9 protein-coding genes are annotated in these 16,864 nt (G+C 54.7%); 8 read left to right on the top strand and 1 reads right to left on the bottom strand.

The window, feature by feature from the left end:
- The first annotated feature begins 206 nt into the window (after window positions 1–206).
- From pstC to ACZ48V_RS14370, 7 genes are all read left to right on the top strand, one after another.
- Window positions 207–1,169 carry a phosphate ABC transporter permease subunit PstC gene (gene pstC, locus ACZ48V_RS14400; protein WP_464540255.1) on the top strand — a complete coding sequence of 321 codons (963 nt, stop codon included), beginning with the start codon at window positions 207–209 and terminating at the stop codon, window positions 1,167–1,169.
- Window positions 1,169–2,044, top strand: a complete 876-nt coding sequence (gene pstA / locus ACZ48V_RS14395; RefSeq protein WP_464540253.1) for a phosphate ABC transporter permease PstA — start codon at window positions 1,169–1,171, stop codon at window positions 2,042–2,044. The genes pstC and pstA overlap by 1 nt, the downstream gene beginning before the upstream one ends.
- A gap of 108 nt (window positions 2,045–2,152) precedes the next feature.
- A complete protein-coding gene (gene pstB, locus ACZ48V_RS14390; RefSeq protein ID WP_464540251.1) occupies window positions 2,153–3,064 on the top strand; it encodes a phosphate ABC transporter ATP-binding protein PstB in 912 nt (303 codons plus the stop codon).
- A gap of 49 nt (window positions 3,065–3,113) precedes the next feature.
- Window positions 3,114–3,836 (top strand): phosphate signaling complex protein PhoU, encoded by a 723-nt coding sequence (gene phoU / locus ACZ48V_RS14385; RefSeq protein ID WP_464540249.1) that lies wholly within the window; start codon window positions 3,114–3,116, stop codon window positions 3,834–3,836.
- Between the two features lie 1,515 nt (window positions 3,837–5,351).
- On the top strand, window positions 5,352–8,366 hold the full coding sequence (locus ACZ48V_RS14380; RefSeq protein ID WP_464540247.1) for a SusC/RagA family TonB-linked outer membrane protein: 3,015 nt from the start codon (window positions 5,352–5,354) through the stop codon (window positions 8,364–8,366).
- Between the two features lie 121 nt (window positions 8,367–8,487).
- On the top strand, window positions 8,488–9,930 hold the full coding sequence (locus ACZ48V_RS14375) for a SusD/RagB family nutrient-binding outer membrane lipoprotein (RefSeq protein ID WP_464540245.1): 1,443 nt from the start codon (window positions 8,488–8,490) through the stop codon (window positions 9,928–9,930).
- A gap of 57 nt (window positions 9,931–9,987) precedes the next feature.
- Window positions 9,988–10,482, top strand: coding sequence for a hypothetical protein (locus ACZ48V_RS14370; RefSeq protein ID WP_464540243.1), 495 nt, complete (start codon window positions 9,988–9,990; stop codon window positions 10,480–10,482).
- Window positions 10,483–10,905: 423 nt separating this feature from the next.
- Here ACZ48V_RS14370 and ACZ48V_RS14365 read toward each other — a convergent pair whose 3' ends face one another.
- Entirely contained in the window at window positions 10,906–13,095 is a 2,190-nt protein-coding gene (locus tag ACZ48V_RS14365) for a TonB-dependent receptor (RefSeq protein WP_464540242.1), read from the bottom strand.
- 716 nt (window positions 13,096–13,811) lie between these two features.
- Here ACZ48V_RS14365 and ACZ48V_RS14360 point away from each other — a divergent pair.
- The gene (locus ACZ48V_RS14360; RefSeq protein ID WP_464540240.1) at window positions 13,812–16,814 is read left to right on the top strand and encodes a SusC/RagA family TonB-linked outer membrane protein; all 3,003 of its coding nucleotides are present in this window, start codon (window positions 13,812–13,814) and stop codon (window positions 16,812–16,814) included.
- Window positions 16,815–16,864: the final 50 nt, after the last annotated feature.

The raw sequence follows: 16,864 nt of genomic DNA, 5'->3' as shown, positions 1-16,864 counted from the left end.
TGTGCTTAATGCGAACACGACGCTACGCAAGGGCCGTTTAGCATGATGTGAGCGGCCCCGTCAGGCCCCAGCCCAACCTGCTGCCTGGCTCACGATGAATTGGTTGAGCTTCGGCAAGCAGGTGTACCCTAAACAAGGCTACAGACAGGGGGTACGTGCTGTGTTCGTCTTTCATCATCCGCATGCTCTTTTCTTAGAACTGCTATATGTCCTCTTCTTCCGAACCTGCATCGGCTACTGTTGCTGAGACTGAGGAAGCATCCACCAAAGTCGACTTCTCGGCAAACCTGTACGCAAGCCCACGCGAGAAAGCCGTGAAGTACGGACTCGGAGCGTGCGCCTTGCTCACGGTGCTGACGACGCTTGGCATCATCGGTATTTTGCTGTACGAGTCTGTCGGCTTCTTCCTTCAAGTGTCAGTCATTGACTTTCTGACAGGCACGGAGTGGCGTTTCGCAAGTACTGACCCCTCTTTTGGTGTACTGCCGCTTGTTGCGGGCACGCTTCTAATTACGGTGATCGCCGCAGCTGTTGCCATGCCAATTGGGCTGGCCAGCGCGGTCTACATTTCGGAGTACGCCTCGCCGCGCGCGCGACGTTGGCTCAAGCCAAGTCTTGAAGTGCTTGCCGGTGTGCCGACGGTCGTATATGGATTCTTCGCACTTACCTTCGTATCGGGGGTGATCATACAGGGGTTCGACTCATCGCTACCGCCTCTCAATGCGTTAAGCGCCGGGCTCGTCGTCGGTATTATGATCATCCCCATGGTCGCATCTGTAAGTGAGGATGCAATTCGCTCTGTTCCTAACTCCCTGGCAGAAGGGGCGTACGCGCTGGGTGCTACTAAATTTGAGGTGGTACTGCGTGTAATCGTGCCGGCTGCGCTGAGTGGTATTATCGCCAGCTTTATCCTGGCGCTGAGCCGGGCTATCGGAGAAACAATGATTGTTGCGATTGCGGCTGGAGCTACAGCCAACTTGACGGCGAATCCGCTTGAGTCGATTCAGACAATGACCGGATTCATCGTGCAAGTTGCCAAAGGAGACATCGATCAGGGTACGGTCAGCTATCAGAGCCTCTTCGCAGTAGGACTGCTGCTGTATCTGATTACGCTCGGTATGAACCTCGCTGCAAACTGGATTATTCGTCAGTATCGCGAAAATTACTAATGGAAGACAACGCATTTAATCCACAACTACAAAAGCGCCGCCGCTACGGGCAGATCATCACAGGTCTGCTCTTTCTGGCGACTGTGTTCGGACTGCTGGTATTAGCCACGCTTATTATCGACGTGGTGACGACGGGCGCAGGCTGGCTCAGCCGCTCTTTTATTTCCGGCTACCCTGGGGCGACTCCGGAAGGCTCAGGAATCTGGCCCGCAATTGTGGGGTCGCTTTACCTGATGGGAGTCGTGGCTGGTACCGCCGTTCCGATTGGCGTTGGCACGGCTGTCTACCTGGAAGAGTACGCCAATGAGGGACCCTTCAAGCGCGTTATCCAGGTGAATATCACCAACCTGGCGGGGGTGCCCTCTGTGGTATATGGTATCTTGGGGCTCGGAGTATTTGTGTACCTGTTTGCTATGGGGAACAGTCTGCTCGCAGCCGGACTCACGCTATCGCTGCTGGTACTACCCATTGTGGTTATCAGCACGCAGGAAGCCATTCGTGCAATACCACAGGGGATACGCGAGAGCGCCTTTGCACTGGGAGCGACGCGCTCACAGATGATATGGCACCATCTCATTCCCATTGCCTTACCCGGGATCTTAACGGGCGTTATTCTTTCGCTGAGTCGTGCTGTTGGGGAGACAGCCCCGCTCGTACTCGTAGGAGCAGCGCTTGCGATCAATTTTACCCCAGCACACCTCCTGGATGACTTCACTGCACTCCCCATGCTTGTTTTCCAGTGGACCGAAGAGCCAGGGGCCGCGTTTCAGGAACTGGCAGCAGCAGCTATTATTGTGCTCCTTGCGTTTCTCCTGCTGATGAACCTGTCCGCTATCCTTCTTCGCAATCATTTTGAAGATCAATTGACCGGATAGCTCTCCATTATACACCACCCCATATATACAGATAGAGACGGCTGTGTGGCAGTCTCTACATATGGATCTCTTGTTGCACGGCATTTTGTACAGTACTCTTGACGTCCTATGGCTTCCTCTAATGCTCCAAACGCAGGTACGCCCGCAAACTCCTCGGCCGCGGATACGGGAGCGCCCCCATCCTCTAACAATGTCTCTTCAGACGAAAAGGCCGCTGCCCGCGACCATTCTACAGCGTCCTTGACGCCTTCCAGCGATGACACGCGAGACGAGGTGCCTACCAAAATTCGCGTTCAGAACCTGAACTTCTGGTATGGCGATGGGACCCATGCCCTCCAAGACATCTCGATGGAGGTTAAAAAAAACCACGTTACAGCACTTATTGGTCCCTCGGGATGCGGGAAAAGTACGCTCATTCGCTGCTTCAACCGCATGAATGAGTTGATCCCCAATACCACGTTAGAGGGTACCGTTGACGTAGAAGGTCAGGATATCTATAGGGCAGATCCGGTGATGGTGCGCCGGCACATCGGAATGGTATTTCAGAAGCCTAACCCGTTTCCGAAAACGATATACAAAAATATCGTGTGGGGCGCACGCATAAACGGTTATACAGGAGACGAAGACGTTCTGGTCGAAGAGTGTCTTCGTCAGGCTGCGCTCTGGGATGAGGTCAAGGATAACCTTCATTCCAGCGCGTACAACCTCAGCGGAGGGCAGCAACAGCGGCTCTGTATCGCACGAGCTCTCGCTGTAAAGCCTAATATTTTGCTAATGGATGAGCCGACAAGCGCACTTGATCCGGTAGCGACAGGAAAGTTCGAGGATACAATTAGTAAGCTTCGAGAAGATTATACCATTGTAATTGTAACGCACAGCATGCAGCAGGCTTCGCGCGTGAGCGATGAAACCGTATTTCTGTATATGGGGCGTCTAATTGAAATGGGGGATACCGAGCAAGTCTTTACGCGACCAAAGAAAGAACGTACCGAAGCGTACGTAACTGGGCGCTTCGGATAAATACCTTCTATGGAAGAGGTTATGCCCCCCTCTGAATATTTTTTGTGCTATGTCTACTCCAGCATCTTCCTCACATGGCCCCCGGCCCCAGCTTGATCGCGAGCTCGACGCTTTACGTCGCCATCTGGTCACGATGGCGGCTCTGGTGGACGAACAGCTGGCTCATGCAATGAATGCGCTCATTGAGGGCGATGCAGAAGCCGGCGAAGAAGTCGCATCGCGCGATAGCAAAGTGGATGCGCTGGAGCTGACGATTGACCAGCAATGCGAACGTATCCTTGCACTGCACACGCCCGTAGCGGCGGATCTGCGCATGCTCATAATGGCTGTGAAGATCAACACCGACTTTGAGCGCATCGGCGACCACTGCCGGAACTTGGCGCGTAACGCGGCTCCGCTGGCTCCCTACCCCGGCCTGATCGCATCTACGACAACGCCCCGCATGGCCGACCTGGCCCGAAGCATGCTCCATGGAGCAGAAGAGGCATTTCTGAATCACGATCGTCTTCAGGCCCGCGAGGTTATTGCGCGTGATCAAAAGGTAAACCGGCTCCATGCCGATAACCTGTCGCATCTCATTGAGCAAATGCGCGTCAATCCTGACCAAGCAGAGGCGCTGGCTTATTTGATTGCAGTAAGCAAGGCGCTCGAACGCATCTCCGACCACGCAAAAAACATCGCCCAGGGCGTGGTTTTTCTGATTGAGGGCAAAGACATTCGTCACCAGCGCCTCTCTGGATCGGGACGCCCTTCTTCACCAGGAGAAGACTGACCGTAAAATTCATACGTACACTCACGTCCTATTCTGTCTGCATGATTTGTTCGATATGGGGATGAACGGGTGGAAGGACAGACGTTGCGGCTAAGTAAGTCGGCGAAAATACGTTAACCCCTTGTCATCGCGAGGAAGTAGCCTGCGACCGACGCGGCGATCTCATACGTCAGTTGAAGTGGTTTATCCTACTTATAAGGCACAAGATTGCACCCTAAAGGCACTTACTCGCTGGCGCTCCTCGCTACGCTCACAGCGCTGCGTCGCTGGCGCTCCTCGCAATGACATGCCCAGAGATTCTTTTATGGGCCTTAGAACCTGTTTTGATTTCTTAATTTGGGCTCCGAGCGGCGGCGCTGGACTGGGGCCGAAGGTCATGCCCCTGGTGCAAATTGCCCCCAATGTCGGCCCGTAGCCCCGGCTACGAACCGCCATCGGGGTCCAATTTTCGCTTCAGCGGCGCTCGCTCTCGCCTACAAACCAAAACCCAAACAGGCTCTTAGTGCGGCCGTCCACATCTCCATACACCAATCCATACACGAATGGAGCATGCGGAGTTGATGAGTAGGACCATTGGCAATGACTACATCCTGGGTGATCGCTTCCCTAATAAAAACGTTTCCCAGAACGCGCTATCCGGTGGCGCGAGTCGAATAGTCTTGGTGACACACCACAGATCACCAGTCTCGTCGCTGTGCATCTTTCTCACGGTACATCTCTACCGACCTACTTGGCACTTACACTTCGCACTTACAGATAGTCGTTCAGACAGTCGTTAGATTCCAATCGGCATCTCGCCGGCAGTCATCCCTTGATGCCTCGATCATTTCAGGGATAGCACGTGTCGTATCTTGAGTACTGAAAAGATAGATTTTGTGTACATGCGGTACGTTTCTGCAAACTAATATCACGACTCCGCTACACCAAAAACATCGTTTCTCAGATTTTTCGTCGCCTCAGGCTCTTGACAATGCTCTGGCTTACCTTTATAGTAAATTAATTCATATGCAATATATGTGTACTGGCAATAGCTTGCCTCAAAAGTACTCAGCCGGTCATTACTCCCTTGCAAAAAAGCTTAGCGCCCGATTAGGCATCTCCTCGCTCGGTCGCTGAGGTGTTGTAGAGCAAGTAGAGAGCAGGTTTGAATATATAACCGGTTGTTCGCTATTAAGCGCGGGACATACTTTGGGGCCTCAACCTGAAGCTTGATGAGTAAGCAACGCGAAGGCCAACGGAGTAAAGCAATACAACAAGGTGCAATCTGATGCACCCGTTCACTGCATTTTTTGTACTTGTATACATTACGACTCCTGCGTACAGAGCAGCTCGTGCCCTTTAGTGGCACGAGCATGCTTTTTTCTTTATGAGCATTGCAAACATGCGGCGGAAGTCCGTTGACTTCTGAGCACGCTTCGGGAAAGGAAAGCCGTCGTTCCGGTGCTCAACCACCCACAATTACTCCCAAACAGACAGAGGACGTGACACTATGAACAGATTAGCTACAAAGCTCTTGTGCGGGCTCGTGGTGCTGCTGTTGGCACCTGGGCTCGTTTTTGCACAAGACGGCACCATCACCGGTACGGTGAGTATGAGCTCAACGTGCCTCCAGGAACGTATACGGTCCGCGTTAGCTTTGTCGGATACATTCCCGAAGAGCGTGATGTGGAGGTAGTAGCTGGCGAGACAGTTACTGCTGATTTCACGCTCACCTCTGACTTAGACGTTCTGGGCGAGGTCATCGTTACCGCCCTCGGCGTGGAGCGCCAGGAACGCTCGCTTGGGTACTCGGCATCGACTGTGCGCAGCGAAGATCTGATTCAAGGCAACCAAGAAGACATCGTAAGCGCGCTCTCTGGTCGTATCCCCGGCGTTGACGTTACGCAGCAGTCGGGTAATGTTGGGGGAAGCACGCGAATTACGCTCCGTGGTGTGGCGTCGCTAACCGGAGACAACCAACCGCTCTTTGTTATCGATGGTGTGCCCATCTCAAACTCCAACATTGCCTTTGATGGAACGCGGATTACCGGCTCGTTCGATACAGGCAACCGCGCCGGCGACATCAACCCCCAAGACATTGAGGAGGTAACTGTCCTGAAAGGGGGGGCCGCCGCCGCTCTCTACGGGCAGCGGGCCAAAGATGGCGCTATTATTATCACAACAAAGCGGGGGTTCGAGGGAGCATCTTCGGTAGAGTTCTCCTCGTCGCTGACAGCTTCTCGTCCGGCACGTCTTCCCGACTACCAGAACGACTTTGCGCAGGGGAGCATCGGTAAGTACAACATCACCAGCCTCAATGGCTGGGGGCCGCGTATTGCCGGCCAGGAGGTCGAAGACTTCCGCGGAGAAATTGTCTCCCTGCAGGCACAGCCCGACAACGTATCCGACTTCTGGGAAACCGGTACGATGTCAAATACAAGTGTGTCGTTTACCAGTGGCACGGCTACGACCGACTATCGGCTGGGGCTGACGTACATGACGCAGACGGGGATTGCTCCAGAAAGCGGGCTCGACCGCGTCAACCTGACAGCGAACATGGGAACGCGGCTCGAAAATGGGTTTCGGTCGCGGCTGAATGCGCAGTACATCAAAACGGATACGAAAGGCCGAGTAGCGGCCGGAGGCAATGACCCGAATACACTGGTCGGCATTATAAACGGACTGCCACGTACTATCGCGCAGTCTGATCTGCTTCCGTACATTGATCCGGAAACGCTTGAACAGCGCAACCTGGGAACCCAGACCAACAACCCATACTGGATTGCCAATGAGAATCCGTTTACGAACGATGTAGAGCGCTTCATCGGATCCGGAGAAATTGGACTCGAACCGTTCTCGTTCCTCGATATAACGTACCGGATCGGTACAGACATCTATACGGAGAATCGCCGCCGAATCAACCGGGTTGGTACGATTGGACGTGAAGATGGAAACTTTACAGATGAGGTGCTCCAAGAGCGGCAGATCGACTCGAACCTCCTCGTTACGTTCGACTACGACCTGACGCCGGATCTCACGCTCACCGCAATCGCCGGAAACAACATCAACCAGGAGACCTTCCAGCGCGTTCGAAATAACGCAACAGAGCTCTCTGTTGACGAGCTGTACAACTTCGGCAACGCCAACTCAAATTCACCGTCGAACGTTTTCCAGCAGCGCCGCATCGTTGGCGTGTTCGGCGACGTTACGCTCGGGTACCAGAATTGGGCGTTCCTGACGTTGACCGGTCGTAACGACTGGAGCTCAACGCTGCCGACGGAGAACAACTCGTTCTTTTATCCCTCGGTGAATACAAGCGTTGTGCTTACCGATGCCCTTGACTTCGGCGGGCGGTATCTATCGTACCTGAAGCTTCGGGCCAACTATGCACAGGTGGGAAGCGATGAAAACCCATACCAGTTGGACTTCCGGTTCTTCCCGGTTAATAATATCTTCGGGCAGTTTGGAACGGGCAACTCGTTCCCGTTTGGCGGACGGACCGGGTTCACAGCTACGAACACAATCCCTCCGACCGACCTGAAGCCACAGAACCAGATCTCGTGGGAGGTTGGATCCGAAGCGCGTTTCTTTGACGGACGCATGGTGCTGGACGCCACGTACTACAGCCAGCGCACCGAAGACCAGATCATCTCGATCCCGCGCCCGCAGTCTACCGGGTTTGGACAGCGCCGCACAAACATCGGGACGATCTCGAACAAAGGAGTCGAGATTGACCTTTCGGGAACGGCCATTGCCGCACGCGACTTCTCGTGGCGCGTAAGCACCTCGTTTGCGACGAACATTAATGAGGTTGTCGAGCTGGCAGAAGGCGTCGATCAGGTTACCGTACAGAGTGGTTTCAACAGCTTCCAGATCCGAGCCGAAGAAGGCAAGTCGCTTGGTATCTACGGTGTTGGCTGGGAGCGTGACCCTGAAACCGGTCGCCCAGTTGTCGATCCTGAGACTGGACTTCGCCGTTCGGGAGAAGACACGCGGATCGGAGATCTCTATCCTGACTTCCGTGTCGGGTTTGGCAATACGTTCAACTACCGTGGGTTCTCACTCGGCTTCAACATCGACTGGAAGAATGGAGGGTCCATCTTCTCAAACACGGTTGGCGCACTCCGCCGGGCCGGACTTGCTGAAGAGACCGCAATTAACCGCGATGGTACCTTCATCGATACCGAAGCTGTTGTTGAACGCGATGGGCAGTTTGTAGACAACGATGTGCCCGTAACAAGCATGCAGGCATTCTGGGGCGCATACGCAGATGCCAGCATCATCGAGGGCAACGTGTTCGACGCAAGCTATGTAAAGCTGCGTTCGGCTCGTATTGGATATACGCTTCCGCAGGAACTCATTGCAGGAACGCTGATCCAGAACGCAAACATTGCCCTTTCAGGCAATAACCTGCTGCTGCTCTACAGCAACATCCCGCATATCGACCCCGAGACCAATATCTTTGGCTCAGGGGCAATCGGTGAAGGATACGAGTTTGGCACGGTGCCGCAGACGCGGTCGATCAGCCTGTCTGTCAACCTTACCTTTTAAAGAGAGAAAACAAGCTCACAGGATGCCCGGTGGCCTCATCTCCTACGCGAGAGAAGGGCCCTGCATCCTGAAGAGCTGACACAGTACTCTCTTTTCAAAGCATTCAGATACATTGGTAACTATGCGTACACTCAGATTACTTCTCATCGTGCTGGTCGCAGTTGGACTGACGGCCTGCGATGATTTTCTTGATATCAACGAAGATCCGAACGCAGCTACCGAAGCTGACCCGGAGCTTCTCTTTCCCACTATTCTGGCGAATACAGCCAGTAACCGTGCCATTGAGTTCAAAGCAGACGTCAACTTCTTTCCACAGGTGTGGTCATCGGCCGGAGCAGCTGGAGTCTTTAATAACCCGGAGCGCTACGTTGTAAGTCCGTTCAGTGCCGGTAACACGTGGAATAGCATCTACCAGAGTCAGCTAAAAGAGCTCGACCTGATTGTTCAGGATGCTGAAGCAAACGGATTCGATAACATTGTGGCTCAGGCGCAGATCATGTCGGGCTGGTCGTACCTGCAGGCAACTGAGCTCTATGGTCCGATCCCCTTCTCCGAAGCCATCGATCCAGACATCGCACGCCCGTCGTATGACGAGCAAGAGGACGTGCTTCGTGGCATCATAGACCTGCTCGAAGAAGCAAAAGGACGAATCACGGACAGTCCGATTGTTATTGAGGATTCAGATCTCATCTACGGAGGAAATATGGAGCAGTGGGAACGCTTTGCGAACTCCATCCAGATGCGTGCGCTCATGCTGCTGCGGAATGGCGGTGCCTCGGTAGATGGTGAGATCAACGCTCAGCTCGGGCGACCCATGATCCGAAGCGTAGCAGATATCGCACGCATCCCATTCTTCGACCAAACGGGTAACGAAAACAACCTCTGGAAGCTGCTGAATCAGTTCTCAGGTGGGGAAAACATATGGATTCACGCCGGCGAACCGGTGATCGAGATCATGAATCGTGACGAAGATCCGCGCCGTGCTACCTTCTTCGATCCGCTGCTCGACGATGATGACGAGCCCGAGCTTGATGACGATGGCAATCCCATATTCGCGGGGAGCCCTCCCGGTGTGTTGGGGGGAGACTACTCGTTTGTGAGCCTCAACATCATGCGCCCCGATTATCCGGAAATCCTGATCAATCCGGCAGAAATCCTGCTTCTGGAAGCAGAGTTTCTTGAAGAAACGGGATCGAGCGGACGTGACAAGCTGGAAGCCGGAGTACGTGCAAGCATGGACTTCTATGACGGACAGCCTGGAGCAATTGATGCCGCAGAGAAAGATGCCTTCATCGGACGACTCCTCGACCGATACGACAATGCAAGTGACAAAGTAGAGGTTATTCAAGAGCAGCTCTATGTTGCGCTAACAGGTCAAAATCCTGAAGGGTGGACGAACTGGCGCCGCACCAAGGTGCCTGCTCTTGAGCTTCCGCAAGAGGCGATTTTCAATACCATAATCCGTCGTTATCCGCTTCCCGACAACGAGCGCACAGCCAATGCAGAAAATGCAGCGCCGTTCATCGGACTGGAAGACGTGCCCATGTGGTTTGAGGGTGAGTAACCATCAGCCCATGTTTTTCTACTTCGTCTATCCATAATACTTTACTGTTCTTGTACCATGACTAAATACCTTGCCACATACGTGTCAGCACTTCTGCTGGCCAGCCTGCTGCTAATGGGCTGCGATGACTACGAACTCCCTGTTGACATTAACCAAACAGCCGACAGCCGTGCCTACGTTGAGTTTGGAAGCACAGCCTCGGTAGACGGGGTGCGTGGCGAAACCGCAGGCTTTAATGCGTTCCTCCGTCCCACTTCGATACAGCAAGACGTTGAGGTCGAGTTTGTAATTAATAGCCCGGCCCCCAGCGATGCTGCCGTAGAAGGGGTTGACTACGAGGTTGTCGCCAATCCTTTCACGATTACCTTCGAGGATCCTGATGACACGGCTAACCTCGATTCTGGTCCTGTGGAGATTGATATACTCGAAGATGCTACACCCGGACGCGTAATCCGGGTAGAGCTGGTCAGGGCCATTGCTGCAGACGGCACGGAGCTTCGCGTAGGACGCCAAGACGGCTTGCGCACCGTGCGCAGCATCGTGATCCAGTAGAAGCTGCCGATGAACAGGAAAATAGGTGCTATTTAGGCACTTAACACTTAATGGTGTAAAACCTGTTTACGCACACGTTTCATGCGTAATGGAGCGCTGAAATGGTCTCCGTGCGGCATTGCAGATGCGGCATTGCAGATGTGGCACTGCGTGCGGTATTGCCAAAAAAATAAAGACGGGCATCAGTGGTTCACCCGTTCCACTGGTGCCCGTCTTTTTGTATTGGCATAGCTTGTATTGGCACAGCCTGGTTCCTTATAATCAGGTGCTTTACAGGCAGGCCGACTTAGGACCTGTTTGGGTTTTGGTCTGCAGCCGAGCGGAGCCGCTCGGGGCCCGAATTGAGAGATCAAAACAGGTTCCTAACGCGCTATGCGTTGGCGTGTAAAGACAGATAGTAGCTGAAATGTATATTAGCGCAAGTCAGAACGCATAGCGATACGACACGCTCATATTGCGTCCCGGCATCGGAAACCCGAACTCGCTCCGGTCGATCCGTGACAGGTGGTCGCGGTACAGCGCATCGGTTACATTATCGACGCGAAGCGTGATACGGTGCAGCCCGTTCGCATCCAGCCGGAGTCCGGCCTGCGCATCCACGAGCGTGTATCCGTCGGTGGAGAGCTCGTCAGGTGCAACGCGATCCTGGGTATCCACCATGCGCAGTCGGCTCCCTACCCACCAGCGACCGGTATCGTAGCGGGCACGCAACGTGCCGCGAAGTGGGGGCATCGTCGGGAGTGGATTGCCACTATCGATGCGCGAGCCCCGCACGTAGTCAAGATGGCCCTCAAGCGATAGCGCCTCGGTGAGTCGGGTATGCACCTGTGCTTCGCCCCCGACGAGCCGAGCATCGGCTGCACGGTAGCGAAAAACGTCCCACACGCGTCCCTGCGTGTCTTCAAAGGTTTCCCCGGTCGGGCCAAACGCGATGAAGTCATCGATACGTGTGTAGAAGCCAGCGAGATTGAGGCGTATCCGGTCGTTGCTCCACCGCATAAAGAGGTCGGTGCCCAGTCCGATTTCGGTACCGAGCGTGGGGTCGCCCTCCTCGTATAAACTCGCGCCAAAGTGCACGCCATCGGCGAAGCGCTCTTCAACCAGAGGGAAGCGGTGCGCTCGCGCTACCTGGGCACCGATCTCAACGTTTGAAGTAGGGCGCACGTTCAAGCCAATAGATCCCGAAAGCGCACGTGACTGCACACGCTCATCGATATCCGGGAAGTCGTCATTGGGACGCGTACGGGCAGACTGCGTCTCGGCGCGGACACCGAATTGCAGACGGGTCGTTTGTGTCAGGGGGACCTCCTGAAACGTGAACAGTGCTACTGTTTCTTGCGAGATGCCCGGACTGAATGCGTCATCGCCGCCAAGGTCGGTCGTGCCGAGATAGACATCGGCACCCAGCGCTCCCTCATCCAGAATGCCAACCGGGCGATGGCGCAGCGTCAAGGTCGCATTGCCCGAGTAGCGGAGATATTCGAGCTCCACATCTTCGTCGATGGTACCATCGGGCTCTATTTCGCTTTCAACTTCCTGCTGGAATAAACGAGCGCCCTGAAATTGCAGCGTGGCATCTTTCACAAACTGGTTTAACTGCCATGTTGCTTCCCCCTGAATGCGCTGCTGGTCCATCCGGATTTCAGCGCTTTCGTCAGAATCGTCGATCCCTTCAGGCAGCCCAAACGTATGATCAATCGCTGAAAAGGAAAGACCGCTGCTCAGTGCAGCGCCTTCGTATGCGAAGCCGGCCTGGCCTTCCAGATTACTGATCGCTGTTCCTGGAAGTAATCCATTGGGGGTGCGTACATCGCCGGCATCCCGATACGAAAGGCGAGCTGTGGTTGCCCAGGTATCGTCTGCATGCTGCACGCGCGTTAGTCCACTCAGTGCGTTGTTCATCGATGCCCCTTCCATCGTGATCGTGCCGGACGTGCCGGGCGTCCAGTTGCGAGGGATATCCGATGTGAGGAGGTTTACTACGCCTCCGATAGCACTGGACCCATGGAGCAGGCTCGATGGACCGCGAATGATCTCGACACGCTCAGCGGCCATGGGATCGAGCGTGATGTTATGGTCCGGGGCTGTGCTCGAAATGTCGCCCATCCGAAGGCCATTTTCGAGGATGAGCACGCGGTCACCGTCGAACCCGCGAATTACCGGGCGCGCCGGGGCTGGACCAAATGAACGCATGGCGATGCCCGGCTCGCCATCAAGCAGTTCGCCAAACGATGAGGCCGATCGTTCCTGCAGGGCTTCTACGTTGAAGGCCTGCGCAGACTGGTAGAGCGTGTTGCCCACGGGGGAGCCAGTCACAATAACGTCATCGAAGGTTACCTCTTCTTCGGCCAGGCGTATCACAACAGGCGCCTCGCGCGGCATCTCGACGTCGGTGCGATAGGTTTTGAACCCCACAAACCGGACTTCAAGAGACTGGGGTCCAGCGGGTACATCCGTAAAAGTGAATGCGCCGGACTCGTCTGTTGTGGTACCCCGATCAAGGTCGGGAAGCAGCACAGTAGCTCCTGGAAGCGGGGCGTTGTCTTCTTCCGACAGTACCTGCCCCTCCAGTGAACCGGTGTCGGCTGTCTGTCCTGCTGCAGGTACTGTCATGCCCAGGATAAGGATTAAAGCAAAGAGCGCTGTTACATGTCTCATCATGGATAAATCGCACTGTGTCTGTTCAAAAAACATCACAGCCACCAGAATGGCTGCCGAATCCTATTATTTAGATAGCCAAGCAAAATAATTTAGTCAAGACTAAAAAATCGTTTTGAGCTTTGTAATGCAACATAATCGAAACATGTAGGCTACTTGACGCGGAGGGATGGGAGGCACGGCCCCGTTCGGATCTGCTCAAGCGAGAGGAGGCCGTCCGGTTGAGCCTGAATTCAAAAGATGGAGTGGAATGTTAGATACCGGTCACAGACAGATTAGAAGGCGTTCAAAGCTCCACAAAGATGGATTGGTAGGAGGGGAGGGGCCACGAAAAGAAGCATGAGACTGAGCCGTGCCGCTCCATTATTTCCCTAATTGATTACGGGGAGGCATCACGATACGTTAATCTCGCGTTTTCTATTTCTTGACATTGCCGAAGATGTAGAATACATTCATGCTATGATGAAAACGCCTCACCGTGCTGTACGCGCAGTTCGTTTCTATTCGCCCCGATAGCGAGAAACGGAACGCATGGCGCGAGACATGCAGTCAGGCTCGGTCAATTGTTGACTGAGAGCTTGCGCTCATGGTGCGCTGGCTATGCGACACAAGCAGCACAGCCAGGAGAGGCGCCGCGTAGATTCTCGTTCTTGATACAGGGAGTACCATTTATGAAACACCGAGACCATGCATGCTGGACGCTAATTTGGCTGGGGGCCCTCTTGTTCGTTGGGATGCCGCTTACCGGATGGGCGCAAACGACAGTAGAAGGCACGGTAACCGACGCGGAAGACGGAAGTCCGCTTCCGGGGGTAAACGTAACCGTGCAAAATACACAGGTTGGTACGCTTACCGACCCAGACGGTACATTTACTATTACCGTGCCCGCTGATCGCAACACGCTCGTGTTTTCGTTTGTGGGCTTTCAGCGGACGACCGTCACGTTGGCGGATGGGCAGACATCGGTGGAAGTTGCACTTGAGCCAGATGTTGTAGGCCTTGACGAGGTCGTCGTAACCGGACTTGCATCCAGCATCGCGCGCGAGAACCTGGCTAACTCGGTGGAGACAATTTCATCGAATGATCTGGCTGGGCGCACCAATTCGCAAACGCTCGACGGTGCTTTAAGTGGCAAGGTTGCAGGAGCCGAAATTAGTTCGTACAGCGGAGCCCCCGGCGGTGGGATGTCCGTCAAGCTGCGCGGTGTATCCACAATTAACGGCAACTCGCAGCCGCTTTACATCATTGATGGCGTGATTGTTAACAACTCGGCAATCCCAAGTAACGTGAATGCTGTAACACAGGCCGCAGCCGGAGGGAGCCGGAGCAACCAGGACAACCCGGTGAATCGCATCGCCGACCTGAATCCGCAAGATATCGAGTCGATCGAGATCCTGAAAGGGCCTTCAGCGGCGGCGATTTATGGCGGACGTGCAGCGAACGGGGTGGTTATCATCAACACAAGGAGCGGAGCAAGCGATGCCACACGGGTCGATTTCTCCCAGACGCTGGGCGCAACGACGATTCGCAAGAAGCTCGGCACACGTCAGTTTACGGCCGAAACGGCTGAGGTTGCGTTCGGCTCAGAGGGACGCGCGCTGTTCTTGGAGGCTCAGAATGAGGGGCGTTTCATCGATTACGAAGATGAGCTCTTTGGTAACACGGGGCTGCTGAGTACAACCAGTCTGTCGATCTCAGGCGGAAACGAGGACACGCGGTTCTTCCTTTCAGGGCTGTTCCAAAATGACGATGGCATCGTTGAGCGTACCGGATACGATAAGCGCTCGGTGCGCCTGAACCTGGATCACGACCTGTCAGATCGATTCCAACTCTCCGGAACGGTAAACTACGTAAACGCAAACACGCGACGGGGACTCACCGGCAACGATAACTCAGGAACAACATTTGGCGTTGCACTCACAGCAACACCGAACTTCATCGACATCCGTCCAGACGAAGACGGCAACTATCCTGACCATCCGTTTAACGCCTCGAATCCGCTACAGACGCGCGATCTCTTCACAAACCAGGAAGTTGTAAATCGTACGATCACAAGTGCGCAGGTTGAGTATACGGCCTTCAACACAGAGCAGCAGTCGCTGCGTATTATTGGCCAGGCAGGAGCGGACTTTTTCTCATTAGAGTCGGAGGCACTTTTTCCGGAAACCCTGCAGTTTGAGCGCACGAGCCCTGAGCCGGGCACGTCTATTCTGGGCGAAACGACTTCGATCAACACAAATGTACGCCTGCTCGGGGTGCACTCATATACGCTTTCGGATTCGGACGTGACGTTTACCACACAGGCAGGCGTAACCGGAGTGCGTATTGATCAGATGAACAGCAACTTCGTGGCGCGTGGCCTCATCCCAGGGCAGCAGAATCTGGATCAGGCTACATCGCTGAGTCCGAGTCAGGTGCGCGAGGTGCAGAACGATCGTAGCTTCTTCGCGCAAGAGGAGGTAAACATTGCCAATCAGGTCATTGCCACGGTTGGTGTACGAGGAGACCGGAGCACGCTGAACGGCGATGTAGACCGGTTCTACCTCTATCCGAAGGCATCGGCGGCTCTCAACATACATAACTTTGCATTCTGGTCGGCCGACGCTGTGAATCAGCTCAAGCTGCGTGCTGCTTTCGGGCAGACCGGTAACATCGCAGGGTTTGGAACCAAGTTTACCTCGTTTGAGGCCGTGTCTATCGGCGGAGTTGCAGGCACGCTCATCAATCCGCAGCGTGGATCGGCTGACGTAGAGCCGGAGCGCCAGACTGAGATTGAGGCAGGCATTGACCTTGGGCTCTGGGATAACCGGGCCAACCTGGCGCTTACGGTCTACCGCAAAGAGATCACGGATCAGCTGCTGCAGCGTGAGGTGCCGGCTTCCACCGGCTTCCGGTTGGAGACGTTCAACGGCGGCACGCTGCTGAACCGGGGCGTTGAAGCAACGCTTGCACTGGTGCCGGTAGAGAGAGACCGGTTCAGCTGGAACTCGCGCACGAGCTTCTGGGCAAACGACGCCGAGGTCACGTCGCTTCCTGTACCCGCGTTTCGGGCACTCGGTGGAGGCTTCGGAGCCACGCTCGGCGAAATTCGGATCGAAGAAGGCAAGAGCCCCACACAGATCGTCGGTATCGATGATCGAAATGGCGACGGAACCTCCGATGGGGTTTTCCAGCTGGGCGACGTAGCGCCCGACTTTCAGATGTCGTTTACAAACGACTTCACCTTCTACGAAAATCTAACGCTCTCCGTGCTGGCCCATTGGAAGAAAGGTGGCGATAACCTGAACCTCTCGGAGCTGCTCTTTGACCTCAGTCAGACGTCGCCCGACTTTGACGAGGATAGCAACAACAGTGGCGTTCCCGATGGCGCCGAACGGGTTGGCAACGTGGGCGTGTCGGCAGCACAGTTCGTTCAGGATGCGTCGTACTTCCGCATCCGCGAAATTGGGCTGTTCTACGACCTGCCGACCGGTCTGCTCGATCGTACATTCAACGGGTCGCTCCGCAGCGTCCGAATCGGCGCATCCGCCCGAAATTGGTTCACCATCACGCCGTATAAGAGCTACGATCCAGAGGTGAATAACTTTGGCACGCAGCCTGTCTCAAACGGGGTAGAGGTAACCCCCTTCCCGCAGTCGAAAGAGCTCTTCTTCCATCTGCGGATCGGGCTGTAAGCCTGCACTCGGTTTCTGACCAGCACATACGTCTCTGCGATCGCTAACCA

Source organism: Longimonas haloalkaliphila, from assembly GCF_055379825.1.
The sequence above is the reverse complement of the archived record's forward strand: the minus strand, read 5'-3'. Positions and strand labels throughout refer to the sequence as shown.

Excerpts from the sequence above, each read along its gene's own strand:
- pstC (WP_464540255.1), top strand. The coding sequence starts at position 207 with ATGTCCTCTTCTTCCGAACCTGCATCGGCTACTGTTGCTGAGACTGAG.
- pstA (WP_464540253.1), top strand. The coding sequence starts at position 1,169 with ATGGAAGACAACGCATTTAATCCACAACTACAAAAGCGCCGCCGCTAC.
- pstB (WP_464540251.1), top strand. The coding sequence starts at position 2,153 with ATGGCTTCCTCTAATGCTCCAAACGCAGGTACGCCCGCAAACTCCTCG.
- phoU (WP_464540249.1), top strand. The coding sequence starts at position 3,114 with ATGTCTACTCCAGCATCTTCCTCACATGGCCCCCGGCCCCAGCTTGAT.
- ACZ48V_RS14375 (WP_464540245.1), top strand. The coding sequence starts at position 8,488 with ATGCGTACACTCAGATTACTTCTCATCGTGCTGGTCGCAGTTGGACTG.
- ACZ48V_RS14370 (WP_464540243.1), top strand. The coding sequence starts at position 9,988 with ATGACTAAATACCTTGCCACATACGTGTCAGCACTTCTGCTGGCCAGC.
- ACZ48V_RS14365 (WP_464540242.1), bottom strand. The coding sequence starts at position 13,095 with ATGACAGTACCTGCAGCAGGACAGACAGCCGACACCGGTTCACTGGAG.
- ACZ48V_RS14360 (WP_464540240.1), top strand. The coding sequence starts at position 13,812 with ATGAAACACCGAGACCATGCATGCTGGACGCTAATTTGGCTGGGGGCC.